Source organism: Treponema porcinum (assembly GCF_900167145.1).
Taxonomy (GTDB): Bacteria; Spirochaetota; Spirochaetia; order Treponematales; family Treponemataceae; genus Treponema_D; species Treponema_D porcinum.
Genome location: NZ_FUWG01000008.1, coordinates 57,870 through 81,989, shown reverse-complemented (window position 1 = coordinate 81,989; position 24,120 = coordinate 57,870). Strand labels below are relative to the sequence as shown.

Genomic DNA, 24,120 nt, shown 5'->3' with positions numbered 1-24,120 from the left:
TTCATCTGAGTTATTTTCAGGCTATTTTATAAGCAGCGAAGCGTATTCTTTGAGCGCCGGCTCCATATTGTTTGAAAGAACGGCTTTTGCAAGTTTCTTTCCAAGCTGTACGCCTTCCTGATCAAAACTGTTGATGTTCCATACAAATCCCTGGAACATTACTTTATTTTCAAAATGCGCAAGCAATGCACCAAGAGTTTTCGGAGTAAGCTGCTTTCCGTAAATCAAGCTTGACGGACGGTTTCCGGCAAAGCTCTTGTTCGGGTCAGCATCTTTTTTTCCGCACGCAAATGCAACAATCTGCGCAACTACGTTTGCACAAAGTTTTGTCTGGCTTGTAGAATCTTCAATTACAACGTCTTTTCCTGTCTGGTTCTGCTGGAACGCAATAAACTGAAGAGGAACAACGTCCGTTCCCTGATGAAGCAGCTGATAGAAGGAATGCTGTCCGTTCGTTCCCGGTTCGCCGAAAATTACAGGTCCTGTTACATAGTCAATTTTTTCGCCGGCGCGGTTAACTGATTTTCCGTTTGATTCCATATCAAGCTGCTGAAGATGTGCAGGGAAACGGCTCAATGCCTGTGAGTACGGAAGAATTGCAGTTGCAGGATATTCCTGTACGTTGCGCTCGTAAATTCCGATAAGAGCGTCAAGCAGAGCAGGATTTTTGCGGATATCTTTGTTAAGCGCAGTCTTGTCTTCTGCTGCAGCACCGTCAAGGAAGTCTGCAAATACTTTAGGGCCGAACGCAAGCGAAAGAACTGCACCGCCTACACCGGAGCAGGAAGAATAACGTCCGCCGATATAGTCGTCCATATAGAATGCCTGCATATAGTCCGGGTTGTGTGCAAGAGGACTTGTTTCTGAAGTAACGGCAATCATATGCTTGGAAACATCAAGTCCTGCTTTTTTGATGAAATCCTTTACGAAAGATTCGTTTGTAAGAGTTTCAAGAGTAGTTCCTGATTTTGAAACAAGAATGAAAATCGTATGAGCAAGGTCAAGGGATGCAACTACTGCAGCACCATCGTCCGGGTCAACGTTGGAAATAAAATGCGCTTCCATTTTGAAAGTGCCGTTTGCCTTTGCCCAGTTTTCAAGCGCAAGGTACATTGCGCGCGGGCCAAGGTCAGAACCGCCGATACCAATCTGGCAGACCTGTGTATATTTTTCACCTTTTTCGTTTACAAGTTTTCCGCTGTGCACTTTATCTGCAAAATCGGCGATTTTTTTCTGCTCGTTCAAATAAAACTCGCGCTTGTTTACGCCGTCAGCAACAACGTCTTTTCCAAGCTGACCGCGTGTAAGCTGGTGAAGAACCATACGCTTTTCACCTGTGTTTACGACTTCACCGTTATACAACGCTTCAAATTTTTCAAGGAGCTGAGATTCTTCTGCAAGTTCAGAAAGAGTCTTCAAAATCTGCTCATTCACCTGTTTTGCAGCATAATTGTACGTAAGACCTTCTGCCATCGGAACAGAATAGTCCTTTATTCTTTTTGCCGCATCAGCAGAAGAAAGTTCCTCTGCAACAGAAACCATTCCCTTGAGGGACAACAACTTTTTCCAGGATGACAGTGTGTCTGGATTTGCCCAAGTAATCATTTAAAGCCTCGTTATCGTTTTTTCTGGATACTGAAAAATCCGTATTCAATGTACAGGTGTATATAATAGTAAATTCTATGAAAAATGGGTAGTAGGTGCAAAAAAATTTTACAAACATACAGTTTGCCCTTATAATTTTTACAGTAAAACAACTTGTTATATGACTTCCAAGTCTGATTTATCAGTTTTATTCCCTGGCAAAAAAATAAAAGACATAATTTTACCCCTAAGACGCGGAGGTTCAAAATAATGAAAGCAAAGTCCTTTCTTTTTTCTGTATTTGCAGTCCTGTTAATTTCAATTTCTGTTTCCTGCTCAAGCGACATTTCAGAGCCGCACAAACCGGAGCAGGAAGAAAGTGCATACGGTTCACTTACGATACGCACGCAGGAAAGCGAAGAAAACGGCGCGCGGTATCTTGATACTGCTGAAATTGAAAAAGTAACCGTTACCGTAAGCGGTTACGGAATGAATGACATCATACGTGATGAAGTAGACCTGACCAACGGAAGCGGAAGCGTAACGATAGAAAACATACCTGTAGGGAAAAACCGCGTCGTAACGGTACAGGCAAAAAAGACAATCAGCAATGTCCTTTCTGATATGGACGGAGTTGTTATCCGTGCCGTTACAGACATTTCTGCCGGAAATGAAAATTCTGTTTCCGTAAACTGGAGCTCAACTGCCTGCGGAAACGTATTCTACGAACTTATAAAAACAGCGGAATATGACGTTTATTCCCTTTCAAAAGAAACCGTCGCTTCATATCTTCCTGAAGGCACGCACGCATCACTTACAAATACAGCACTTCTTGCCGAAGACATAAAAAACGGAACTGTAAAAAGTCAGTCTGCCTACATTCTTGAAGGCGGAACGGTAACGTTTTCTACCGGAATTTCAGACAGCGCAATAACTGCGCACGTAAATGATACTGTTTCTTCAAAAATAACGCTTTCATCATCCGGCGAAAATACAATCTCCGGCATTGCGCCCGGAAAATGGACTTTCTACATCATAAAAAACGGCACTATCCTATTCCAGAAAGCAATTTCCATTGAAGAAGCAAAAACCACGGAACTCGGAGAAATAAAGCTTTCCGTTCCTGCTCCGCGCCTTGAAAACTCAAACGGAAATGCCGTTACAAGCCTTTTCGTTCCTCAAGGAAGCACAAAGACATTCTACCTTGCCTGCCGTACTCTCGACGGAGAAACGCCGGCGGATGCAATAATCTACTATACCACAGACGGAAGTACGCCTACGACAGAAAGCAATAAGTACACGGATTCTGGAATTGAAGTAAGTGCAGGAATGACGATAAAAGCATTTGCCGTACAGACAGGCTTCTTTGACTCTGACGTAGTTTCATACGAATTCAGAGCAACGGAACTTGGCTTTATGCATCCGGCTTCTGGAAACTACAGTCCTGTTGAAGAGGCTTCATGGGATTCTGGAACATGGGATTACGGTGCCGTAACTGACGGAAACACGACGACATTTGCACTTTATTCCAAGAACGCAGAAAAAGTTCTTCTTGAAATATACGGTTCTGCTTACGGAGAAGATGCTAAGTATGACTACTGGCTTGTAAAAGATTCAAACGATGTATGGCGTGCAAAAATTTCAGGCGATTTAACAGGAGCAATTTACGCATTCCGCCTTTGGGGACCGAACTGGACATATTCAAGCGACTGGAAAAGGGGTGGAAGCAGCGAAGGATTTATTTCTGACTGCGACTCAAACGGAAACCGCTTCAACCCGAACAAAGTCGTATTTGACCCGTACGCAAAAGAAATTACGCATGACCCTAGCAATAAAGATGCCCTTTTACATTCACCAAGCACAGAAAAACCGTACAATGCACTTTCTACAGGCGAAAATTACAGAAACTACGATTCAGGAAAAATCGCCCCGAAAGGCTACATCATCACCGACAGCACAAGCTACGGAACAAAACCTGAAATTCCTCAGAAAGATGCAATAATCTATGAAGCTCATGTACGCGGAATTACAAACCATTCTTCAAGTACAAGCCTTTCTTCAATTTTAAGCACTTACAGCCAGTTTGCAGATGTTCAGGACATTCCTGCCGAATATCGTGGAACTTACAAAGGTGCTTCATATCTTGTTCCGTATTTGAAAGCACTTGGAATAAATACTATAGAACTTCTTCCTGTTCACGAAACTGATAACGATGCAAACCCGGATGACGGTCCTGGAGGAAACTTCTGGGGCTATATGACATTCGATTATTTTGCCCCGGACAGACGCTATTCTTATGATAAAACTGCCGGTGGTCCTACAAAAGAATTTAAAGAAATGGTAAAGGCTTTCCACGATGCAGGAATGGAAGTCTACCTTGATGTTGTATACAACCATTCAGGCGAAGGAGGACCTTGGAACGGAAAAACAGACAACAACCAGCAGGTTACAGTCGTAAGCATGAGAGGAATTGATAACAGCACTTACTATTCACTTGTTCCTTCCGACAAATCAGCATATTGGGAAACTACAGGATGCGGAAACAACCTTCAGTGCGACAATCCTTATGTAAGGAACTTTATTCTTGATTCCCTTGAATACTGGATTGACGAAATGGGCGTTGACGGATTCCGATTTGACCTTGCAACTGTTCTTGGACGCGAATACAGTTCTTCTAGTTCCAGCTGGGATTACAATCTTAATGCAGAAACAACAGTAAAAATTGCAGAACTCGGAAAAGCAAAAAATGTAGAAATGATTGCAGAAAGCTGGGACTGTGGAAACGGTTCTTATCAAGTAGGAAATTTCCCTGACGGTTGGGCAGGCTGGAACGGCTACTACCGCGACAATATCCGGGGCTTTGTAGGAAACGGTGCAGCCCAGTCTTCAATTTCATACACAGACGGACTTTACGGAACGCTTACCTATTTTGGCGAAAATGAACCTTCGGTAAACTTTGTAGTTGCTCACGACGGTTTTACCCTTGCAGACTTGTGTTCTTATCAAGGAGCAGGAAACGCTTTAAACGGAAAATTAACATGGCCATTCGGTCCTAGCGACGGCGGAAACGGCGATACAAATAATCTTGGAACAGGAACAGATGCCGCCTCAAACAGACAGCGTGCACGAAATTATTTTGCAATGCAGATGTTCAGTGCAGGAATCCCGATGATTGTCTACGGCGACGAATTCGGACGAACGCAGAACGGAAACAACAATCCGTATAACATAGACAGCGTTGCAACATGGAACAATTATTCTATGATTGCAACAGATTCTCCGCACACGGTAAGCACTGGTTCAAACGGAAACGCTGAATGTGGAACTTACACCGATAAATTCGGAAAATTTGCAAACACGGAAGGCAAAAACGGAAACTTTGACTTTGCCCGCTTTGTAATGAACGAAAGGCTGAACAATGAAAGCCTGCGGCAGGTTACAGGAGCTGCATCTCCAATCGAATGGTATTCAACCGCCGGAGTAAAAGGCTGGGCCGACGAAGGATGCACGAAAGCTTTAATGATAAACGGTTCAGGTAAAGTTTCAGGCGGAACATATTACATGATGATTAATATGACAGGCGATTCTGTAACATTTACAATTCCTGCTCCTTCAAGCGGAAAAGAATGGACTCGCATTGTAGACACCGGAAGCTGGGCAGAAGAATACCTGAACTATTGGGAAGAAACGGATACTTCATACAGGCGGGATTCTTCTGACACTTACGGTGTAGGTGCATACACAGTAACAATTTTAAAACAAGTTACAGATACTCCATCATGCTCAACTCCTGTAATAAGCGGAACTTCTCCATTTGATACAAGCACTCAGATTACAATTACTTGTGATACAGATGGTGCAAAAATCTATTACACTGTAGACGACTCAGTTCCGTCAGAAGAAAACGGAAAACTGTACACAGGTGCATTTATTGTTACAGAAAAAACATCTGTAAAGGCAGTTGCTGTTTTAGACGGATATAAAACATCTTCTGTTGCTTCAAAAACATTCTATGTAAAAGGACAGGTTTCAGAATCTTCAAAAAGCGGTGTAATGCTTCAGGGATTTACATGGAACTCTGCACCTCGCGGAACAAGCTGGAATAAAGAAAATCCAAGCCCTTACTGGGGCAAATGGTACGGCATAATGAAAAACAATGCCTCTGCAATTAAAGATACATTTGAATATGTGTGGTTTAATCCGCCGAGCATCTGCGATTCTGCTTCTTCTGAAGGATATGCACCAACAGAACTTAACAATTTGAACAGTTATTACGGAACAAAAGCCGAACTTAAAGAAGTAATTCAGGCAATTCAGCCTGCAAAAGCAATTGCAGACATCGTTGTAAACCACCGTGCAGGTTCAACTTGCTGGGGCGATTTTACAAATCCTTCATGGGGCGTTGAAAAAGGCGTAAAATATCCTGCAATCTGTTCAGATGATGAAGGTTTTGATGCAAGTTCAGGAGATAAAGATCACATGGTTGGAAAGCCTTCTGGTGCTGCTGATACTGGTGCTTCATACAGTGCATACCGCGACCTTGACCACACGAACACCAATGTTCAGGAAGGAATCATCGCATGGATGAATGATGTTCTAAAACCTGCCGGATTTGTAGGCTGGCGATATGATTATGTAAAAGGCTTTGCCGGAAAATATGTTGGAAAATACAATGCCGGCTCAAGTGCACAATTCTCTGTAGGCGAATACTGGCCAACAGCCGGATATAATGCTTCTTCTCCTTCTGCCTGGGGAAATGAAATTAAAAACTGGATAACCTCAACGGAAGAAGAAAGCGGACAGAGATCCCGTGCGTTCGACTTTGCATTAAAAGGTGCAATGAACAGCGTATTCGGCTGGGGAACTACAGCAGGAAGCGGAAATTATGCACTTCTTGCAGATTCATCAAACCTTTACATAAGCCAGCCTTCTGATGCAGTAACATTCATTGACAACCACGACACAGGCTCTAACCAGGGACACTGGGAATTGAACCGGGATAAAATCGGTGCAGGTTACGCCTTGATATTAACTCATCCTGGAGTTCCTTGCGTTTCATGGAGCCATTATTTTACATTTAGCGAAGGCGGAAACGGCGACACAACTTATCCATACAGCGGTTTAGGTGCAGCGCAATCATACATTGCAGGAAACACAGTTTCGGGAACGAACAAAACGCTTAGGGAACACATCTATTACCTTATTCAGCTTAGAAAAGAAATCGGCATTGAATACGATTCTGTACGGACAACGCTGAAAGCAGAAAGTTCCGTTTATGCAGCAGAAATTACCGGCACAAACGGAAGCCTGATTGTTTCTATCGGTGGCTCATACACCCCAACCGGCACTGGTTATGCCGGAAACAACCCGATTTACGGCGGAACGAATTTCAGAATCTGGCAGAAAGGCGTTAACGGCACTTACGAATCGGGCGGCGAAACGACAGTTGAGATTTCGGTGACAGTTGATGACTGGGCTTGGAATGGTTCTGTAAAAATTTTTGCGTGGGTTTGGACAAATGGACTTTCTAACGGTTCTTGGGTTCAGTGTTCTGGTTCAGGCACAACAGTAAAACTTGAACTTCCTTCAGATTGTGACAGATTCCTTTTAGTAAGATGCCCGGCGGGAACAACTCAACCTAATTGGGATGCAACAGGCGACACACCTGGAAAAGTTTACAACAAAACTCCTGACATATCTTATGTAAACGGAACAACAAGTTATTCAGCAAATTTTGGAAATCCGTAAAGCCTAGATAGTTTTGACTCTTTCCATATAATAAATAAATCAGGCTGTTCTTCTTAAAGTTTTAAGAGGGGTAGCCTGGTTTTGTTTGAATTGCAATTGTCTTTTCTTTTATTTCATCTGTAAAAAAAAGTGCTTTACGGTGGCGGTATTGACTGTTTGCCGGTGATTTGAAATGATTCTTATTACTTCATCACTCTCTCGATAGCAATGACAAACCATCAATACTTTAGATTTATTACTGCTTTTTCAGAATCCCATTTAAGCTTTATATTCATAATTATACTTTACTTATTATGTCAAACAAGAATTTCTTCTACTGCATTCTCCAAAATGAAATATCATCAAGGTAAATTTTGTTGCTAATTGGGCAATCTGAATAATATAATTTTATATATACCATTTTTTGAAGTTATTGCTGTTTTCAATCTTAACTTTGATTCATAAAGTTGATTTTCTAACTCCTCATATTTTTTATGTTTTCATCATAAAATTTATTTTGTTCATCTATAAGAATATATTCTATATAGTAATCCATCAAATCATCTGCATTTATTGTTAATTTTGAAGTTCCGTCTGCTAAGTCAGAACGAATCTGCTTTTGCAAACTTTCAAGATAATACTTATAAAATTTTAGATTTACTTTATATTTATCATTTTTTGGTTTTAAAATTATACAAAGGTTACTCGCAATAAATTTTCCATTCACTTGAAGCAGTTATAAAATCATACTCTCCAGTTTCATCACTTTTTTCACTTGCAAGAGAAATTGTCTGGTAATTTTTTTATTCGTTTTTTTTTAATTTAACGGTAAATTAATATCATAATACGGAATTTCTTCATGAACTTCTAATATTTCTTTAAGAGGCTTATCAGAATATTTTAGTATTTTTTCACGATACTCAAACCTTGTTTTTATGTCATTGATTTCTTCTCGACGATTTTTTGATATTTTCAAGAAATCTTCTTCCTTGTCTAATCCCAAAAATCTTCTGTTTAATAAACTTGCCGCAATTCCTGTCGTGCTGCTTCCTGTAAACGGGTCTAAAATCCAGTCATTTTCTTTTGTACTCGCCAAAATTATACGGGCAAGCAGCGGAAGCGGTTTTTGGGTCGGGTGCTTGCCACAACTTTTTTCCCATTTTGCAATGGCAGGCAAACTCCATAAATCACGCATTTGCGTTCCGCCATTTATTTCTTTCATCAGTTCATAATTGTAATAATGCGTTACTTTTTTGTTTTTCCGTGCCCAAAGAATAAATTCCGTTGAATGAGTAAAAAACTTGCAGGAAAGATTTGGCGGAGGATTTGTCTTTGCCCAAGTAATACAGTTTAAAATTCTAAAGTCGAGTTCGTTCAGCATTTGTGCAACACTGAAAATATTGTGATAAGTTCCAGAGATCCAAATTGTACCATTTTCCTTTAGTTTTTCTCGACAAAGAGAAAGCCACTTATAATTAAACTCATTGTCTTTTTCAAACCCCTGGGATTTATCCCAGTCACCTTTGTTTACAGAAACCTGCTTACCGCTTTGAACAGAAATTCCCCCGTTAGAAAGAAAATAAGGCGGATCTGCAAAAATCATGTCAAACTGAAAATTAATCTTCGGCAGCAGTTCCAGACAATCGCCTTTTGCAAGAGTAAAGTCTTTATTTTGTGAACGATAGTAAGCAGAGATAGAAATAAACAAACTCCTTAATGATGGGTTGCTGTAGAAACAATTTTGTATATGTCTTTATGAGCTCTTAATTGTTCGAGTAAAGTTTTAAACATATAAGCATCAGGATAATTTGTTTTTTCTTGAAGCATAAGAAGTTTTGCAAGTAAAATAAGAAACTTAATAGTATATTCACCTTTTTCAGCAAGTTCAGGATAATTAAGGGCTTCTTTATTTACTTGGTCTAATAAAGTTTTTGTATCAAGTGCATTTTTTCTTTCTGCTTCAGATAACAATGGCGTAACAGAATTCCAATGTTTTAATAAAAAATCCAAAAATCGATTTGTTGCTTCAGGATTTTCATGCTGTTTAATTAAAATATCAACAGCCCAATGGATGTGTTTTGGAGTTCTTGCTCGAGTCCATTTGCCATCTAATAGTTGTTTATAGCGGACTATCATATCAAAATCAGACAAAGTACCTTGATAAACACCAATTTGAAAATGGTCATTAACTGGAAACTGAATTAGTAAAGGTAATCTCTTACCGTTTAGGGTAATTGAATCTGGCATTTCTTTTTTATTCATCTTTAGTCCTATTTAAAAATTTTTTTCATCACACCATTTTCCATATCTGCAATACAGTAGATATGCTCCATGACATCAAAAGTTTCTTCAAGATTATGCCTTGCACTTTGCCAGCCATTACCATCTGTAAACCAAACAAAAGTAAGACCATCAATTGTTTCAACTTCCTGTGCAAGCGTTTTGTAACTTCGTGCGGTTTCATTTAGTTTTGAACCGCCACTTCCATAAAAGTTAGTTTCAATTACATAAATCTGACTTTCAGTTTTCACGACATAATCAAAACGTTTTTCCATTTTTCCCTGATTAGAGATTGCAGACAAATCCACATTCCATTTTTCTGTTATTTCATGAATGTACATTTCTTTGAAGTAGTTTTTGTCTTTCTCAAAACCAGCTTTTTTTATGAAAGATTCTACTAAATCTTCCATAAGATGACCGCCACGATTTTTGCGACCGTTCGAATCGAGTCCGGTTTCAACTCCAGTTACATAATCAATAAGATTTCCAATAAGATGATTTTGAAGCAAATCAAACAATCCTGATTTTTCCATAAAATCAGCATAGTCAGAGATTTTTTGTGTTTGTGAGGCAAAATCAAAATTGAATGTACCTTTTTCATCGGAAACTGCAATTTCTGAATTTCTGACTGCAAGTAAAATCGGAATGCATTTCAAAGTCTCCGGGTATTTTTCAAGTATTTTTTCAAAATCTGATTTTATGTTTTTAGAACCAATCAGAGAATTTAAAATATTCAACTCGATTTTTATATTTTCGACATTATCATAAATTTTTTCAAAATCAACATAATATGAATAAGTCGCAATACTATCTCTAAATGATGAAAGCCATTTTGTAAAATCTCGTTTCATTGTTCCTCTTAAAATACACTTGCGATATTGCTGATTAAAAGTTCATTGATCGCACCACGTTTTTTTGCATTTGAATTTATCATTCTAGATGCAGAAACTCTTTCTATTTCAAACTGAGAATATAAGTCATCAAAAAAATTATCGTTTTTATCTGTATTTTTAGGATCTGAATTACTGGCAACCACCATAGCACCTTTGTTGGATATTTCTGTAATGAAATTTCCAAGTTCAATTTGTTCTTTATCTGAAAATCCATTTTCTGAATAAGATATAAACGCTGCGGTTTGTGTAAGCGGACGATACGGCGGGTCAATATAGACAAAAGTTTTATCATCAATAAAATTTTTACATTCCTTATAATCGCAAGCTTTCATTTCTACATTTTGAAGCAGTTCAGAACAAGCACGCAAATTTTCTTCATCGCAAAAAAGCGGATTTTTTGCATTGTTAAACGGAACATTGAACAAACCTTTGGAATTAACGCGATATAGTCCATTAAAACATGTTTTATTTAAGAAAATAAATAAAACCGCTTTTTCCAAATTTTCAGTTTCACTGCAATTTACTTTTAATTCATTGTAACGAGTACGTTTGGTATAGAAGAATTCTTTGTTTTTTTCCTGCGAATGTTTTTTATAAACATTTTGTAACTCTGACAAGTGAAAAATTATTTTTTCACAATTATTTTTTATTTGAGAGTAAGTGTTTATAAGTTCTTTATTTATGTCATTGATTAATACTTGCTTAGGCTGAAATTTACTTAAAACATCAAAAAGCACCGCACCGCCACCTACAAAAGGTTCGCAGTATTTTTCTATTTTTGAGGGATATTTTTCTCTAATTTCTTCAAGTAATTGACTTTTCCCACCAACCCATTTTATAAACGGCTTTGCCAAACTCATATTTGCATTATATTCTATTTTTCTGTAATTTTCTACTATTTAATCTTCCACGCCAGTATATTTGGATTCTCTTCGCCCGCATTTTCTTTTTGAATTATCTCTTTATCTCTGTTCTGATGATTTTCCAATGTCCGCCTTTTGATCCGCCCTGTCGTTTGATTGCGTTCTGGTCTTTGAGTTTTTTGATATTCTTTTGAACGGCGCTTGGGTTTATGTTCAGTTCATCACAAAGCTGTTTTCTTGAGATATGTGGATTTGCCTTAATAAGGTCAAAAACTTTCTGTGTGGTTTCTGACCACCATCTGATAAATCTGATTTTTTTATATATTCATCATAATGAATATGAGTGTATCTGTTTTACAGAGTCTTCTTTTTTATTTGCCATCATTCCCTAATCACTACAAATTTCCCCCGTGGTTTTTACAATAAAGAGCAAGGTTATCAAGAATTTCTGCAAAAGGAAGCGTATGAGCAACACTATAATGCTGATTTATAAAATCTATTGCATTAAAGCGGTCAAGATAATTAAATGCCTGTGTTGTGGAAAGCGAATGCTTTTTTGCAAAGTCAGTTATTAGGGAAACTGCAAATTTAATTTTGTCTTTTACAGGTATTTCTGTCATATTGAATATCCAATGATGAAATTATACTTTTGATTCCTTAAATTTTCAATGCAGACTAAAAGATATGAGGAGAAAACTAAAATAACTTGACCGCCCTCACAATTAGACATCCTGTCCTTTTTCCTGTATATTTATTTATATGTTGGAAGTGTATATATCAGAAAACAAGTTTAAAAATAAAAAAAAGCCGTTTGTATTCAGAAGCAGAAACCTTCAGACTTTTACTCAGGAAGATATAATTGATGCAATTGCCGAGGCGGGAACGACTTTTACAAAGGCGGATGCTGCCGGTATGTTCAAAGTTTTTGAGCAAGTCTTTAAACGATTTATAGAACGAGGAGATGCCGTCAAACTATTTATGGGTACATTCCGTGCATCGGCATCTGGAACTGCAGAAACAAATTCTGAAACTTTTAAGCCGGTAATTCCAAAAGATCCCCGGACTCCCAAAAAAGACCACAACATTTCGCTTAGTTTTGAGCCTAATGAATCATATTCAGAACAACTCAGGAACATTTCGTTCAGGCGTCTTGGTTTTGTAAAATTAAGCCGTCCTGCAATTACAAGCATATCAAGTGCCATGATAAATTCAGACACACCTTTAATTCCCGGTGATTATATAAATATAAGCGGACGATTTTTAAAATTCGACTTTGAAGATAATAGTCAGGGTGTATTTTTCAAAGAAACGGACGGAACAAAATCTTACAAGGCATCTAATTTTACAAAGGCAACAAGGGTTTCAATTACAGTTCAGATTCCGCCGGAACTTGAACCTGGAACTTACACTGTAAAAATACGCACACAGACTGAAAGTGCATTTTCACAACAAATTATTACTGTTTTATAGGATTTTATAAGGTTATTAAAGGTATTGCCCTCTTATACGACGCAAGCGGCGGAGTACTGCTTCTGCAGCAAAGTTATTAAACCTTCCGCACGAATAAAATACGGGGACAAAAAAATATTTCATCAAGAACAAAATTTATTTTCATCTTGATCAAAAATTATCTTTACCTTGAACAAATATTTATGAAAAAGACTATTTACGACTTGTAAACAGGCTGTTTTCGTGTTGTAAACAGTCTATTTACAGCCTGTAAACAGACTGTTTACAGATTTTTGCAAAAATACAGAATCTAATTCTTTATTATATAATAACATAGAACGCCATAAAAAACAATGAATTTTTATTTTTGCAAGGAATCAAATACAGAAGGCATAAAAAACGCATCGAAAAGCAATTTTCATTTGACCTGTCAGCCTGTATAATATAAAACAGTTCTGCAATGCAAAAGGAAAAACTATGGAATACAGAATGGCAGTAAAAGAAGATATAGAACTTCTTATGGAAGTACGGCTTGAGATGCTTAGGATTGTAAACGAACTTCCTGATGATTTTGCTTTTTCAGACGAACTGACAGAAAACAGCAGACAATATTTTTTACAGGGAAACCAGAGTACAAGCATTGCTGTTGAAAACAAGAAAATTATAGCCTGCGCAAGCATTTCGTATATCGAAGTAATGCCTACATTTTCGCACCCGACAGGAAAACGCGCACATCTTATGAATGTTTATACAAATGCAGGCTACAGAAGACAGGGCATTTCCTGTTCCCTCGTCCAGATGCTGATAGACGATGCAAAGAAAAAGCACATTACGGAAATCAGCCTTGATGCAACTGATTCAGGCAGACCGCTTTATACAAGCCTGGGTTTTTCTGATTCAGATGAATGTATGACACTAAAACTGTTCTGAATTGTGCAATGCTCCTAAAATCGCTATACTAAAAAAATATGGCAGGATATTATGATTTCTTTGATGTGGCTGTAGTCGGTGCAGGTCACGCAGGAATAGAAGCAGCTCTGGCTTGCGCCCGGGCGGGATTAAAAACAATCGTCATTACGCAGAGCATTGACGCAATCGGACGAATGAGCTGTAATCCGTCTATCGGCGGAATTGCAAAAGGAAACATCGTCCGCGAAATAGACGCTTTAGGTGGCGAAATGGCGCACCTTATCGACAAGTCAATGATTCAGTTCAGAATGCTGAACAAAAGCCGCGGTCCTGCCGTTCAAGCACCTCGCAGTCAGGCAGACAAAATCACATATTCACAGCTTGCACGAAAAACGCTTGAAACAACAGAAAATCTCTACACTCTTATGGATACCGTTACCGACATCCTTACCACTGCAAGTACAACGCCCCTTCCGCCAGACTCAGACAGTTCTGCAGAAATCGGAACTATTCCCGGCGAAAAGCGCGGCACCCAAAACACAGCCGGTGAAATGAGGCAGAAAATCACCGGTATTGTAACGGAACGCGGGCGCGTCATTCCAGTACGCGCAGCCGTCCTTACAACGGGAACTTTTTTAGGCGGACGGATATTTATCGGAGAATACGATGCTCCGTGCGGACGCGTAGGAGAACCGGCTGCATTCGGTCTTACGGCAAGCCTTCAACGGCTTGGTTTTACTACCGGCAGATTAAAAACAGGAACACCGCCGCGCATTCTAAAGCGCACAATAGACTTTTCAAAACTTGAACTTAACGACGGCGACACCACCATAATTCCGTTCAGTTTTGACACGGAAAAAGTCGAGCGTCCGCTTGTTCCCTGTCATGTTGTCTATACAAACGAAGAAACGCACCAGATAATCCGCGAAAATATAGGACGTTCTCCGCTATACAGCGGAAAAATCAGCGGAATAGGTCCGCGCTACTGTCCGTCCATCGAAGATAAGGTGATGCGCTTTGCAGAACGCGAACGCCATCAGATTTTTGTTGAACCAGAAGGACTTGAAACTGACGAAATGTACCTGAACGGCCTTTCCTCCTCCCTGCCGGAATGCGTGCAGGATGCATTTATGAGGACTATGAGCGGATTTGAAAATGCAGTGCAGAGCCGCCCTGGGTACGCTGTAGAATACGACTACGTTGAACCGACACAGCTCTATCCGTCTTTGGAAACAAAGCGCGTTGCAGGACTGTTCAACGCCGGTCAGATAAACGGAACGTCCGGCTACGAAGAAGCTGCAGGACAGGGACTTGTTGCCGGAATAAATGCCGGTCTGTACGCACGCGCCCACGCCGAATGCTGCGGTCCGCTCTGCGCCGTTCCGGACGGAATGCACGGAGCAATCGCCTCCGCAGAGCCGGGGTCTTTTACCCCAAAAGCAGTTATGAACGCTGCAGAACTTCATTCATTTTACGAAATCAGCGAAAAAACGGCGGCTGCCCTGAACAGTCTTGAAAAACAGGCGCAGGAAAATGCCGGCTACAACGCATTCTCCAAAATTCCGGAATGGGAACCGATTGTGCTTGGCAGGGACGAAGCGTATATCGGCGTTCTTATCGATGACCTTGTAACGCTAGGAACAAAAGAACCGTACAGAATGTTTACGGCGCGCGCAGAATACCGTCTTAAACTGCGCCACGACACTGCCGACAGGCGCCTTGCAAAATACGCGCTCAAAGCCGGTCTTAAAACACAGCAGCAGATTGATAAAATAGAAGAAAAATATGCCTTGCTTGACGAAATAGTTTCCATGCTTTTAAAAAATCCCGGGCAGAAAAACCCCGGCTACCCGGAACAGTTATGGGAAACTGCAAAAATCGACTGCAAATACAAATACTACATTGAAAAACAGGACAAGCGAATTGAAAAAATGCACCGTATGGAAAATGTCCGTATTCCGCAGGATTTTGATTACGGCGCAATTCCTTCGCTTTCTGCAGAATCCCGGCTTAAACTTGAAAAAGTGCGTCCGCTTACGCTCGGACAGGCGGAGCGCATTTCGGGAATAAGAAACAGCGACATTATGCTGCTTATGGTGTATTTGAAATAAATTCTTTATACTGTAGTTATGTTTTCAGACACACATTTTCATTTTCAGCATTTTACGGAAAACCCGGAGATAGACGGTGCAGCTGTTCTTTCTGCAATGGCAGAACGCGGCTGTGTTTTCGGACTGGACATAGGAACTCACTCTGATGATCTGCTTTCGCGAGAAGCATGCGTAGATAATGCAATTGCGCAGATAAAAAATACGTTTCTTGCAGATAAAGCCCGCGCATTCACCTATTTTTCTGCCGGAATTTGGCCTGCACCGGAAGAAATCCAGACGCGCATAAAAAGCCTTGAAATCCTTCAAAATCAAATTACTCAGGCAGAAACTTCAACAGACTCTGATACGCTCCATCGCAAAATCATTGCAATAGGAGAATGCGGGCTTGACCATCACTGGAATCCGTCAGGCGTTGACGGCAGATGCGAATCCGATTTTGACCAGAAAATGCTTGACGGAGAAAAAGAACTTTTTGAAATGCAGCTTGACCTTGCACGCAAAATGAATCTTCCCGTAATCATCCATTCCCGGGACGCATTTGAAGATACGTACCGCTGCATAAAGAACGTCGGCTACAACAACGGAATAATTCACTGCTATTCATACGGTCTTGAGAAAGCAAAAAAGTTTCTTGCTTTAGGATGGTACATCAGTTTTTCAGGTTCTGTAACCTACACAAAAAAAAGCAAAATCGAGCAGATGAAGGAACTCATCTCGTATATTCCTGACGACCGGCTTTTATGCGAAACAGACTCGCCGTATCTTGCACCTGTACCGTTCCGCGGTCAGACAAATACGCCGCTTCTTATTGAAAATACATATAATTTTATTGCAGAAATACGCAGCATAACAGCACAAAAACTGAGCAGTCTTGTTGACTGCAATATAAGAAAGCTATTCAACCTGACTGTATAAACCGCTCATCTCATCGCGCCAGTCGATTTTTTTATCACGTTCTTCCCATTCGATAATTTTCTTTATGGTAAAATGACGCTGGTCGCGCGGGTTTTCAAAATAAAGGATTCCGAACCTGCCCTGTCCGATGTAGCAGATTTTTTCGTTCTGTCCGACTTTTTCAGTTTCATTCAGACGGTTCATAACGCATTCAAAATGAACAGGTTTTCCGGTGGACTTATCGGCAACTGCACTTGCTATATCAGTTATAAGTTCTCCGCATTCCGGGCAGACTATCTGCCTGGCTTTTATTTCCTGAATAGCCTCTTCCTTTTTTGCCTGTGCTTCAAGATTTTCGTGGGAAACAAAATGAAATTTTCTTGTCTGAGTCTTGTCAAATTCTCCCTGTAAAGAAGCATCATTTTTATTGCTGCGGCTATTGTTATTGTGATTACTATTATTCCACCGGCGGTACTTCCGGTTGTGTTTTTTTTCCATTGATAATTCCTTCTAATTCAGTCACGGAATTGCAGCTCCTCTGGATCTTCAACTAACTTTTTGCTGATAACCTGTGCAATCTGCTGAATGGCATTATTTAAATATTCCTCATTATGTATTTTTTCCCGCAATTCCATCAGACGGGGAGAAAGTTCATACCTGTCCTTTTCCAAAACCAACGTACCGGCGGTTTCTATTCTGCTAGAAATCATAAAAGCTCCGCGATAAATGCATTTTCTATATGATATACCTGCTTTACGCCCGGCATACCAATTACAATCACATCGAATCTGATATAGTTGTTACTATATTGTCGATGAATTGCAAGAAAACGTTGAGCGGTTTTTACAATTCTACGCTGTTTTCTTCCGTCCAATACATGAGAAAGCAGTTCCTGCGTTCCGTTAGGTAGAGTTTTTACCTCAACAAAAACAAGAACATCGCCTTTTTGAGCGATAATGTCAATTTCTCCCTCACGAGTCCTGAAATTCCGTTGCAGCACAGAAAAACCATGCTGCAAAAGATACTCTGCTGCCAGAGCCTCTCCCTGATTTCCTGTTTCTCTCCGACCATCAGGCATCTTCAAGTATATCAAGCAGCTCCACATCACCAGCCGGTGCTTTTACTTCAGTACCGCGCGTCAAAAGATACGGGATTTTCCATTTCTTCAGAACATCAACATGATACTGCCTGGCAGGCTTTTCTGCCGGAAGAAACATATTAACTCCGTCTTCAAAATATACAGGCTCTGAAAAACAGATTCCAACATGAATCGCATCAATTGTAAGTTTTGAAAATTCCTTCATGACAAACTCCAATTTTTCTATAATTTACTACATTTTTTTATTGTTATCCATAACAAAAGCAAAAATTTGTGCAATAATTTTCCAAGTTTCCTCAGGAATACATGCGCCAATTTCCTCAGCCGTAAGAATGTCAGCAGCAATTTTATCTTCAACAACAGGAATCTTTTGTTCTTCTGCAATTTCAACTAATTTTTGCGCAAGTACGCCTTTTGCTTTTGCCGCAATGAACGGCGCATCGCTTCCGCAAGGATATTTCAATGCAACTGCCTTTAGCGGTTCATTTTCTTTTTTCATACAAAACCGTCCGTTAAAGGGATAATGCCGCCTTCCGCATAAAAATCAGTTATTTCTCCGTATCCGCACTGCTCCTCCAGAGAAGAAAACTCGGGCGGCACACAACCGGTACAAGGTGTTTTTATCCTTACGCAAGTACCGCCGGCAAATTCAAGGGCAAAAACGTATTCACCCTGCAAATCTCTGAATTTAAGTACGCAGCGTTCTACCGTTTTCCGCTGAAAATCCAAAAGCAGGGTGATTGTTCCGCCGCCTTTTTTTCCGCAGGAAGGTACGTCAAATTCAAACGGAACTCGTATCCAGTTCCGGCACGCATCAAAATTTCCGGCAGAAAATCCTGTATGATTAAAAACGGCAAGGACGCCCGGCTGATTTTGAACGGCGTTTTTTTCTTCGTTAAGAAGCCCGTAGAAAAACGACTTGAAGTTTTCCGCAATTACGGAAACGTCTGCGCCTGTACCAAAGCCGTTCGCAGAAGAAACAAACGTTTTTTCACCGCGCCTGTTACCGGAAGAAGAGCCGCCGCCACAACCATCATTATCACCGGAAGAATGTTCATCGTCTGCAAGAACGGCCTCGATTTCTTCTTCGCGCGCGAAAATTCCCTTGGTTTCAAAGAGAAGCGATGTGGAGGCGGCATTTTTTTCGTTTTCCTTAAAATGGCGTGAAAGGGCGCGCGCGCGGCTGAATGCGGCGGCATCAAATTTTACCCCGAGCAGCTTCATCTGTGCAAAAAGCGCGCAGGAAAGTCCGTCCGGCACAAGTCCAAGTTTTTTGAAATAAGCGGCAAGCGCAGGATTCTGGATATTTCCGGCGGCATCAAACTGTACCGTCATCTTTCGGAACGCACCGTCCGAAGAAGAAACGTCTGACTGACGCACAAGCCGTACCGTTTCGCCGTCAAGATGTATTGTTGCCCGGAACGATGAGCCTTCCGCAAGCGGCACTTCAGAGCGGATTACAAACCGTTCGCCGCCAAAAGAAACGGTGTACGAATTACCGCCGTTATTTTTGAGTACCCTGACAAAAACAGAACTGCCCTCCCCAAAGGATTTCTGAGAAACCGCATTAGAGAGGGCAGTTGAGTGTACTACGACACTATTATCATTCATACCAGCAGATTATTTCTTTGCTTCAGCTGCAGCGTGCTCAGCATTATGCTCTGCCTTAAGAGCTTCTTCCTGTGCATGAGCTGCATTCTCTGCATTTCTGTTCTGCTCTGCGATGAATGAAGCAACTTCGCCGCCAAGTCTTTCCTTGATTTTCTTTCCTTTACCAATCTTGTCACGCAGATAATAAAGCTTTGCCCGGCGTACTTTTCCAACGCGGACAATTTCAACTTTTACAATGCGCGGTGAATTTATAGGGAATACGCGTTCAACGCCTACACCGTAAGATTCCTTGCGGACTGTAAATGTCTTGCGTGCACCAGAATTCTTGATGCAAAGAACAACGCCTTCATATACCTGAATACGCTCTGTCTTTCCTTCAATGATTTTAAAATAAACTTTTACAGTATCACCAACTCTAAACTGAGTTGTATAAGAACGTTTCTGACCTTCTTCAATAGCTTTAATAAGATCCATTGTGATCTCCCATAAAAAGTCAAAGAGATTGTTTCGACAATCGATTTGACTTTTTAAGCCTCTTCGTAATGAAATGAGAAGAGGCAGTTGATAAGGAAGTTCGCAACGCGAACTTGTGAATAAAAACTTTGACGCCATCTTAGGCAAAGTTTTTATTACACCTCCTTCTGATTTTCTGCAACCTAAAACTTTACGGGCGTTTCTTTTTCTTAACGCCTTTCAGTCTGGTTGATTCTGTTATTTCCTCAATCAATTTTTCGGCTTCCAAAGAGAGCAAACCTGACTGACGCGCATTCCAGATCATATCCGGTCTATTTCGCAGCGTTTTTTCCAGGCGTTTCTTCAGCCGCCACTTCCGAATAAGCTCGTGGTTTCCTGAAAGCAGAACTTCCGGTACTTCCATTCCCTTGTATACATTCGGCCGTGTATACTGCGGATATTCAAGAAGTCCGCCGCTATAACTTTCTTCAACAAGTGATTCGCTTGAGATAACGCCGTCAACAAGACGGTAGATAGTATCTATCATAACCTCTGCAGCAACTTCACCGCTGGACATTACGTAATCTCCGATGGAAATTTCATCGTCCACGTAATAGTCGATTACCCGCTGGTCAATACCTTCGTACCGTCCGCAGATAAATACAAGTTCGTCTTCGCAGCTCAATTCCTTAGCTTTTTTCTGAGTAAAAGGAACACCGCCGGGCGTAAGATAAATTACGCGCTTTCGCCGTGCCTTAACACTGTCCAAAGCTAAACTTAATGGCTCGGTCATCATCAGCTGACCGGCGCCACCGCCGTACGGAGCGTCATCACATTTATGGTGCTTATCAAGGGCAAAATCCCTGATGTTCACCAAATCGTAGGCAATAATTCCCTTCTCTACCGCTTTTGCCATGATTGAGTTCTCAAAATAAGCCCGCGGAATTTCGGGGAATAAGGTCAGCACAGTAAATTTCATGGAATTACTCCAGAATCCAGAGGTGCATCAGTTGAATGGTCTTGTTCTTGACGTCCACATTGCTTATATGCTGAAAAGTAAACGGAATTAAAACTTTCCGCTTCTTTCCTGAAGCCGTATGTTTCAGCCTTTCTTCAAGAACAGTGCAACTCTCGGATACAGAAACCTCAAGCAGGTAACCAGATCCGCCTTCCAATACGTCTGTGATTGTTCCGACAATCTCTGCCGGTGCAGTCCCATCTGCCGTTCCATCGTTCCAAATCAAGGAACAGTTTTTCAAGTCTTCAAAATACCACTCATTTTCCTGAAGAGGATGAGCGTATTTTCGCGGCACTACGATTTCCCAGCCGTTGTACTTTCGTACAGCCTCAGGAGTATCAATTCCTGCCGCTTTCATATACAAGGTACCGTTTCCTTCTACCGCAGACTCAATGCTGCATTTGTATTCTTCAGAACCGTACCTCAAAGTAACTTCTTTCAACTGAGCAATATGCTCATAATATCCGGAAGCACTCTCTACTTTAAATTCACCCGCAACACCATGCGGACCGCGGATAAATCCGACAATAAGCTGCCCGTCATTCATCGGCATTAATCAAGAATATCAAGGCTGTAGCGTTTTCCGTCTTTTGTTGCGGAAGCACTCAGCACCGTACGCATAGCTTTTGCAATGCGGCCGTATTTTCCGATTACCTTGCCAATATCATTCTCAGCAACCTTTAATTGAAGAACCATTCCCTTTTCGCCTTCTGTTTCACTTACAGAAACGGCAGACGGATCATCGACCAATGATTTTGCAATGTATTCTATCAGGTCTTTTTCCATTTTCATTCCCTAATAAATTACTTTGCCTGTTTTCTGGCCTGAACGTTCATCAATTTTGCGACTATATCTGTCGGCTGTGCGCCAACACCGATCCAGTAATTAGCGCGATCCATATCGATAGAAACCTGCTTATCTTCCGCTTCAATCGGCATAAAAGTACCGATTTCTTCGATGCATTTTCCATCGCGTGGCTTACGAGAATCCTGAACTACAACACGGTAGTACGGACGCTTCTGTGTACCGAATCTCTTTAGTCTGATCTTGACCACTTTATAACCTCCAAAGAACTGAATGTACTCCAGTTCCGTATTTTCAAAACTGCATACTATTGCTCATTGTGAGCGTGAGTAAATATAGTATCTGAATAACTGATTTTAGTCAATGCAAAGACTGGTAATGACATTCCACAACGCGAAGCTGGTTCTCAAGGTCACGCAGGATGTTTACGCCCTTAAAGCCGCATTCTTTTGCAAGACCGGCCGCCGTTTCTGCGTTGTATTCGCCTGTTTCCATAAGAAGGCTTCCGCCGTAAACAAGATGTCCGGCACATTCAGGAAGCAGACGGCGTATCACCGAAAGTCCGTCGCAGGAAGAAGCCGGTTCTCCGTCGGCACCGGCATCTCCGTCAAGAGCAAGAAGCGGCTCGTTCCGTCCGTCCTCAAGAAGTTCTGCTGCCATCTGCGCAGGAACATACGGCGGATTTGTAAGAATGACATTGAACAAAAACGGCACTTCTTCAAACAAATTGCTCTGAATAAAACGCACTCTTTCAAGATATTCATCCGGTATCAGATGACGCGCATTCTCGCGCGCAACGGAAAGCGCCTCTGCACTTATGTCTACAAGAGTAAATGCGGGAATAAGCTCACGCGGAACAGCAGGTTCGTCTATAAGCGATTTTAAAACGGAAAGTGCTATGCATCCGCTCCCCGTACACATATCGCAGACTGTCAAGACTGATGACGGACGCTTCAGAATGACGTCCGTAATTACGTCGATTGCGCGGGCAGTAAGAATTTCCGTATCAGGTTTTGGAATTAAGACAGAGGGAGAAACGATAAAATCGTAGCCGTAAAATTCTTTATGCCCGGTTATATATGCTACAGGAAGTCCTGTTTTACGCTTTTCAACTGCCTTTTCAAGCCACAAAAGATTTTCCAGCGGAAGCTCCTCGTTATAATGGAGGAGCAGGTGCGTTTTTGTACAATTCAGGGAAAAGCACAGAAGCACGTCAATATCAAGTGCCGGGCTGGGTGAAGAAGATAGTTCTTTTAAAGCAACAGCCTTGAACTGCCGGATTGTCATAACAATGAAAATCAGTTTGCGCCGAGTTCAGCAACGTCTGCCTTCAGCTGCTCTTCCTTTGCATAAACGTTAAGCGCATCAAGCATATCGTCCATATCACCCATCATAAATCCCGGAAGATTATGCTGCGTGTAGTTAATACGGTGATCAGTCACGCGGTCCTGCGGATAGTTATAGGTACGGATTTTTTCACTGCGCGCACCAGAACCTACCATACTGCTTCTGGCAGCAGCACGCTCCGCCTGCTTCTTGCTTTCTTCAAGGTCAAAAAGGCGCGCACGCAGAACGCGAAACGCTTTTTCCTTGTTCTTAATCTGGCTTTTTTCGTCCTGCTGAATAACGACAATTCCCGTAGGAATATGAGTAAGGCGCACGGCAGAATCAGTCGTATTTACGCACTGACCGCCAGGTCCTCCGGCACGCATAACGTCAACGCGGACATCACCCGGCTTTATCTCGATTTCAGTTTCCTCTGCTTCAGGAAGAACGGCAACGGTTACCGTAGACGTCTGAAGGCGTCCCTGACTTTCCGTTGCCGGAACGCGCTGAACGCGGTGAACGCCTGATTCCCAGCGGAGCGTTCCGTATACAAATTTTCCGCTGATTGACGTAACGATTTTATTAAATCCGCCGACTTCTGTTTCCTGCGCTTCCATCGTTTCTGTTTTCCAGCCCTTTCGCTCGGCAAGATGCGTGTACATTTCCCACAAATCGCGGACAAAAAGGCTTGCTTCATCGCCTCCAGCTGCGCTGCGGATTTCAAGCATAATGTTTTTTTCATCAAGCGGATCAGGCGGAATAAGCTTAAGTTTAATATCTTCCTCAAGCTTAGGCTTACGTTCCTCAAGTTCCTTGAGTTCCTCGCGCGCCATTTCTTTCATATCCTGATCATCTTCCGCAGTAATCATTTCGGTTGCGTCTTTTATTCCCTGCAGAATTTTCTTATATTCTTCATACAGTGCGCAGATTTCACTTAAATAACCGTTCTCGCGCATTGTGTCTTTGTATTTTTTAGGATCTTTTACTAAATTCGGATCCATAATAAGCTGCTGAACCTCTGCATACCGGGCAGCACAGTCGTCAAGTTTCTTCAATAAATCCATAGCAGTATAGTAGCGGATATGTGCATAAAATTCAA

At 41.3% G+C, this 24,120-nt stretch carries 26 protein-coding genes; 5 read left to right on the top strand and 21 right to left on the bottom strand.

Translation table 11 applies throughout. From position 1 onward, the window contains the following. Positions 1-21: 21 nt before the first annotated feature. Entirely contained in the window at positions 22-1,605 is a 1,584-nt protein-coding gene (locus B5D55_RS06305; RefSeq protein WP_078933156.1) for a glucose-6-phosphate isomerase, read from the bottom strand. Positions 1,606-1,854: 249 nt separating this feature from the next. Between B5D55_RS06305 and B5D55_RS06300 the strand changes: the two genes are divergently transcribed. Then, positions 1,855-7,332 carry a chitobiase/beta-hexosaminidase C-terminal domain-containing protein gene (locus tag B5D55_RS06300; RefSeq protein ID WP_078933155.1) on the top strand — a complete coding sequence of 1,826 codons (5,478 nt, stop codon included), beginning with the start codon at positions 1,855-1,857 and terminating at the stop codon, positions 7,330-7,332. A gap of 454 nt (positions 7,333-7,786) precedes the next feature. On the opposite strand, the gene B5D55_RS06295 is transcribed toward B5D55_RS06300, so the two are convergent. From B5D55_RS06295 to B5D55_RS06265, 7 genes are all read right to left on the bottom strand, one after another. Then, on the bottom strand, positions 7,787-8,038 hold the full coding sequence (locus B5D55_RS06295) for a restriction endonuclease subunit S domain-containing protein (RefSeq protein ID WP_078933154.1): 252 nt from the start codon (positions 8,036-8,038) through the stop codon (positions 7,787-7,789). A gap of 90 nt (positions 8,039-8,128) precedes the next feature. Further along, positions 8,129-9,019 carry a DNA-methyltransferase gene (locus B5D55_RS06290; RefSeq protein ID WP_234975390.1) on the bottom strand — a complete coding sequence of 297 codons (891 nt, stop codon included), beginning with the start codon at positions 9,017-9,019 and terminating at the stop codon, positions 8,129-8,131. Positions 9,020-9,024: 5 nt separating this feature from the next. Next, complete coding sequence (locus B5D55_RS06285; protein WP_078933153.1) at positions 9,025-9,573, bottom strand: hypothetical protein; 549 nt, start codon at positions 9,571-9,573, stop codon at positions 9,025-9,027. Positions 9,574-9,581: 8 nt separating this feature from the next. Further along, complete coding sequence (locus B5D55_RS06280) at positions 9,582-10,442, bottom strand: type II restriction endonuclease (RefSeq protein WP_078933152.1); 861 nt, start codon at positions 10,440-10,442, stop codon at positions 9,582-9,584. A gap of 8 nt (positions 10,443-10,450) precedes the next feature. Further along, the gene (locus B5D55_RS06275; RefSeq protein WP_078933151.1) at positions 10,451-11,344 is read right to left on the bottom strand and encodes a DNA adenine methylase; all 894 of its coding nucleotides are present in this window, start codon (positions 11,342-11,344) and stop codon (positions 10,451-10,453) included. Positions 11,345-11,438: 94 nt separating this feature from the next. Continuing rightward, the gene (locus tag B5D55_RS12065) at positions 11,439-11,651 is read right to left on the bottom strand and encodes a winged helix-turn-helix transcriptional regulator (RefSeq protein ID WP_407701169.1); all 213 of its coding nucleotides are present in this window, start codon (positions 11,649-11,651) and stop codon (positions 11,439-11,441) included. 91 nt (positions 11,652-11,742) lie between these two features. Beyond that, positions 11,743-11,967 (bottom strand): DUF3791 domain-containing protein, encoded by a 225-nt coding sequence (locus B5D55_RS06265; RefSeq protein WP_078933150.1) that lies wholly within the window; start codon positions 11,965-11,967, stop codon positions 11,743-11,745. A 139-nt stretch (positions 11,968-12,106) separates the two neighbouring features. Between B5D55_RS06265 and B5D55_RS06260 the strand changes: the two genes are divergently transcribed. The 4 genes from B5D55_RS06260 (at position 12,107) to B5D55_RS06245 (ending at position 16,731) form a co-directional block, all read left to right on the top strand. Beyond that, positions 12,107-12,817: an HU family DNA-binding protein gene (locus tag B5D55_RS06260; RefSeq protein ID WP_078933149.1), complete on the top strand. Its 711-nt coding sequence runs from the start codon at positions 12,107-12,109 to the stop codon at positions 12,815-12,817. A 456-nt stretch (positions 12,818-13,273) separates the two neighbouring features. Beyond that, complete coding sequence (locus tag B5D55_RS06255) at positions 13,274-13,726, top strand: GNAT family N-acetyltransferase (protein ID WP_078933148.1); 453 nt, start codon at positions 13,274-13,276, stop codon at positions 13,724-13,726. 38 nt (positions 13,727-13,764) lie between these two features. Continuing rightward, on the top strand, positions 13,765-15,816 hold the full coding sequence (locus B5D55_RS06250) for a tRNA uridine-5-carboxymethylaminomethyl modification enzyme MnmG/GidA (protein WP_078933147.1): 2,052 nt from the start codon (positions 13,765-13,767) through the stop codon (positions 15,814-15,816). A gap of 18 nt (positions 15,817-15,834) precedes the next feature. Beyond that, positions 15,835-16,731 (top strand): TatD family hydrolase, encoded by an 897-nt coding sequence (locus B5D55_RS06245; RefSeq protein ID WP_078933146.1) that lies wholly within the window; start codon positions 15,835-15,837, stop codon positions 16,729-16,731. Here B5D55_RS06245 and B5D55_RS06240 read toward each other — a convergent pair. From B5D55_RS06240 to prfA, 13 genes are all read right to left on the bottom strand, one after another. Further along, a complete protein-coding gene (locus B5D55_RS06240; RefSeq protein ID WP_078933145.1) occupies positions 16,711-17,208 on the bottom strand; it encodes a hypothetical protein in 498 nt (165 codons plus the stop codon). The two genes, B5D55_RS06245 and B5D55_RS06240, sit on opposite strands and share 21 nt — an antisense overlap. Before the next feature lie 17 nt (positions 17,209-17,225). Further along, on the bottom strand, positions 17,226-17,420 hold the full coding sequence (locus B5D55_RS06235) for a hypothetical protein (protein ID WP_078933144.1): 195 nt from the start codon (positions 17,418-17,420) through the stop codon (positions 17,226-17,228). After that, positions 17,417-17,788, bottom strand: coding sequence for a YraN family protein (locus tag B5D55_RS06230; RefSeq protein WP_078933143.1), 372 nt, complete (start codon positions 17,786-17,788; stop codon positions 17,417-17,419). The genes B5D55_RS06235 and B5D55_RS06230 overlap by 4 nt, the downstream gene beginning before the upstream one ends. Next, positions 17,781-18,014 (bottom strand): hypothetical protein, encoded by a 234-nt coding sequence (locus B5D55_RS06225; protein WP_078933142.1) that lies wholly within the window; start codon positions 18,012-18,014, stop codon positions 17,781-17,783. Before B5D55_RS06225 ends, B5D55_RS06230 begins: the two co-directional genes overlap by 8 nt. A 27-nt stretch (positions 18,015-18,041) precedes the next feature. Continuing rightward, positions 18,042-18,308 carry an EscU/YscU/HrcU family type III secretion system export apparatus switch protein gene (locus B5D55_RS06220; protein ID WP_078933141.1) on the bottom strand — a complete coding sequence of 89 codons (267 nt, stop codon included), beginning with the start codon at positions 18,306-18,308 and terminating at the stop codon, positions 18,042-18,044. Continuing rightward, positions 18,305-19,420 (bottom strand): hypothetical protein, encoded by a 1,116-nt coding sequence (locus B5D55_RS06215; RefSeq protein WP_078933140.1) that lies wholly within the window; start codon positions 19,418-19,420, stop codon positions 18,305-18,307. Before B5D55_RS06215 ends, B5D55_RS06220 begins: the two co-directional genes overlap by 4 nt. Before the next feature lie 9 nt (positions 19,421-19,429). After that, on the bottom strand, positions 19,430-19,894 hold the full coding sequence (gene rplS / locus B5D55_RS06210; protein WP_078933139.1) for a 50S ribosomal protein L19: 465 nt from the start codon (positions 19,892-19,894) through the stop codon (positions 19,430-19,432). 190 nt (positions 19,895-20,084) lie between these two features. Next, entirely contained in the window at positions 20,085-20,852 is a 768-nt protein-coding gene (trmD, locus tag B5D55_RS06205) for a tRNA (guanosine(37)-N1)-methyltransferase TrmD (RefSeq protein WP_078933138.1), read from the bottom strand. A gap of 4 nt (positions 20,853-20,856) precedes the next feature. Beyond that, positions 20,857-21,444, bottom strand: a complete 588-nt coding sequence (gene rimM / locus B5D55_RS06200) for a ribosome maturation factor RimM (protein ID WP_234975389.1) — start codon at positions 21,442-21,444, stop codon at positions 20,857-20,859. Continuing rightward, positions 21,444-21,677, bottom strand: coding sequence for a KH domain-containing protein (locus B5D55_RS06195; RefSeq protein ID WP_078933203.1), 234 nt, complete (start codon positions 21,675-21,677; stop codon positions 21,444-21,446). Before B5D55_RS06195 ends, rimM begins: the two co-directional genes overlap by 1 nt. Before the next feature lie 17 nt (positions 21,678-21,694). Continuing rightward, positions 21,695-21,946, bottom strand: a complete 252-nt coding sequence (rpsP, locus tag B5D55_RS06190) for a 30S ribosomal protein S16 (RefSeq protein WP_078933137.1) — start codon at positions 21,944-21,946, stop codon at positions 21,695-21,697. 109 nt (positions 21,947-22,055) lie between these two features. Continuing rightward, positions 22,056-22,982, bottom strand: coding sequence for a peptide chain release factor N(5)-glutamine methyltransferase (gene prmC / locus B5D55_RS06185; RefSeq protein ID WP_078933136.1), 927 nt, complete (start codon positions 22,980-22,982; stop codon positions 22,056-22,058). Between the two features lie 11 nt (positions 22,983-22,993). Continuing rightward, the gene (prfA, locus tag B5D55_RS06180) at positions 22,994-24,085 is read right to left on the bottom strand and encodes a peptide chain release factor 1 (RefSeq protein ID WP_078933135.1); all 1,092 of its coding nucleotides are present in this window, start codon (positions 24,083-24,085) and stop codon (positions 22,994-22,996) included. Positions 24,086-24,120: the final 35 nt, after the last annotated feature.

What these genes read in the sequence shown, in the direction of transcription:
- B5D55_RS06305 (WP_078933156.1), bottom strand. Translation starts at nt 1,605, where the DNA reads ATGATTACTTGGGCAAATCCAGACACACTGTCATCCTGGAAAAAGTTG.
- B5D55_RS06300 (WP_078933155.1), top strand. Translation starts at nt 1,855, where the DNA reads ATGAAAGCAAAGTCCTTTCTTTTTTCTGTATTTGCAGTCCTGTTAATT.
- B5D55_RS06285 (WP_078933153.1), bottom strand. Translation starts at nt 9,573, where the DNA reads ATGAATAAAAAAGAAATGCCAGATTCAATTACCCTAAACGGTAAGAGA.
- B5D55_RS06280 (WP_078933152.1), bottom strand. Translation starts at nt 10,442, where the DNA reads ATGAAACGAGATTTTACAAAATGGCTTTCATCATTTAGAGATAGTATT.
- B5D55_RS06275 (WP_078933151.1), bottom strand. Translation starts at nt 11,344, where the DNA reads ATGAGTTTGGCAAAGCCGTTTATAAAATGGGTTGGTGGGAAAAGTCAA.
- B5D55_RS06265 (WP_078933150.1), bottom strand. Translation starts at nt 11,967, where the DNA reads ATGACAGAAATACCTGTAAAAGACAAAATTAAATTTGCAGTTTCCCTA.
- B5D55_RS06260 (WP_078933149.1), top strand. Translation starts at nt 12,107, where the DNA reads ATGTTGGAAGTGTATATATCAGAAAACAAGTTTAAAAATAAAAAAAAG.
- B5D55_RS06255 (WP_078933148.1), top strand. Translation starts at nt 13,274, where the DNA reads ATGGAATACAGAATGGCAGTAAAAGAAGATATAGAACTTCTTATGGAA.
- B5D55_RS06250 (WP_078933147.1), top strand. Translation starts at nt 13,765, where the DNA reads ATGGCAGGATATTATGATTTCTTTGATGTGGCTGTAGTCGGTGCAGGT.
- B5D55_RS06245 (WP_078933146.1), top strand. Translation starts at nt 15,835, where the DNA reads ATGTTTTCAGACACACATTTTCATTTTCAGCATTTTACGGAAAACCCG.
- B5D55_RS06240 (WP_078933145.1), bottom strand. Translation starts at nt 17,208, where the DNA reads ATGGAAAAAAAACACAACCGGAAGTACCGCCGGTGGAATAATAGTAAT.
- B5D55_RS06235 (WP_078933144.1), bottom strand. Translation starts at nt 17,420, where the DNA reads ATGATTTCTAGCAGAATAGAAACCGCCGGTACGTTGGTTTTGGAAAAG.
- B5D55_RS06230 (WP_078933143.1), bottom strand. Translation starts at nt 17,788, where the DNA reads ATGCCTGATGGTCGGAGAGAAACAGGAAATCAGGGAGAGGCTCTGGCA.
- B5D55_RS06225 (WP_078933142.1), bottom strand. Translation starts at nt 18,014, where the DNA reads ATGAAGGAATTTTCAAAACTTACAATTGATGCGATTCATGTTGGAATC.
- B5D55_RS06220 (WP_078933141.1), bottom strand. Translation starts at nt 18,308, where the DNA reads ATGAAAAAAGAAAATGAACCGCTAAAGGCAGTTGCATTGAAATATCCT.
- B5D55_RS06215 (WP_078933140.1), bottom strand. Translation starts at nt 19,420, where the DNA reads ATGAATGATAATAGTGTCGTAGTACACTCAACTGCCCTCTCTAATGCG.
- rplS (WP_078933139.1), bottom strand. Translation starts at nt 19,894, where the DNA reads ATGGATCTTATTAAAGCTATTGAAGAAGGTCAGAAACGTTCTTATACA.
- trmD (WP_078933138.1), bottom strand. Translation starts at nt 20,852, where the DNA reads ATGAAATTTACTGTGCTGACCTTATTCCCCGAAATTCCGCGGGCTTAT.
- rimM (WP_234975389.1), bottom strand. Translation starts at nt 21,444, where the DNA reads ATGCCGATGAATGACGGGCAGCTTATTGTCGGATTTATCCGCGGTCCG.
- B5D55_RS06195 (WP_078933203.1), bottom strand. Translation starts at nt 21,677, where the DNA reads ATGGAAAAAGACCTGATAGAATACATTGCAAAATCATTGGTCGATGAT.
- prmC (WP_078933136.1), bottom strand. Translation starts at nt 22,982, where the DNA reads ATGACAATCCGGCAGTTCAAGGCTGTTGCTTTAAAAGAACTATCTTCT.
- prfA (WP_078933135.1), bottom strand. Translation starts at nt 24,085, where the DNA reads ATGGATTTATTGAAGAAACTTGACGACTGTGCTGCCCGGTATGCAGAG.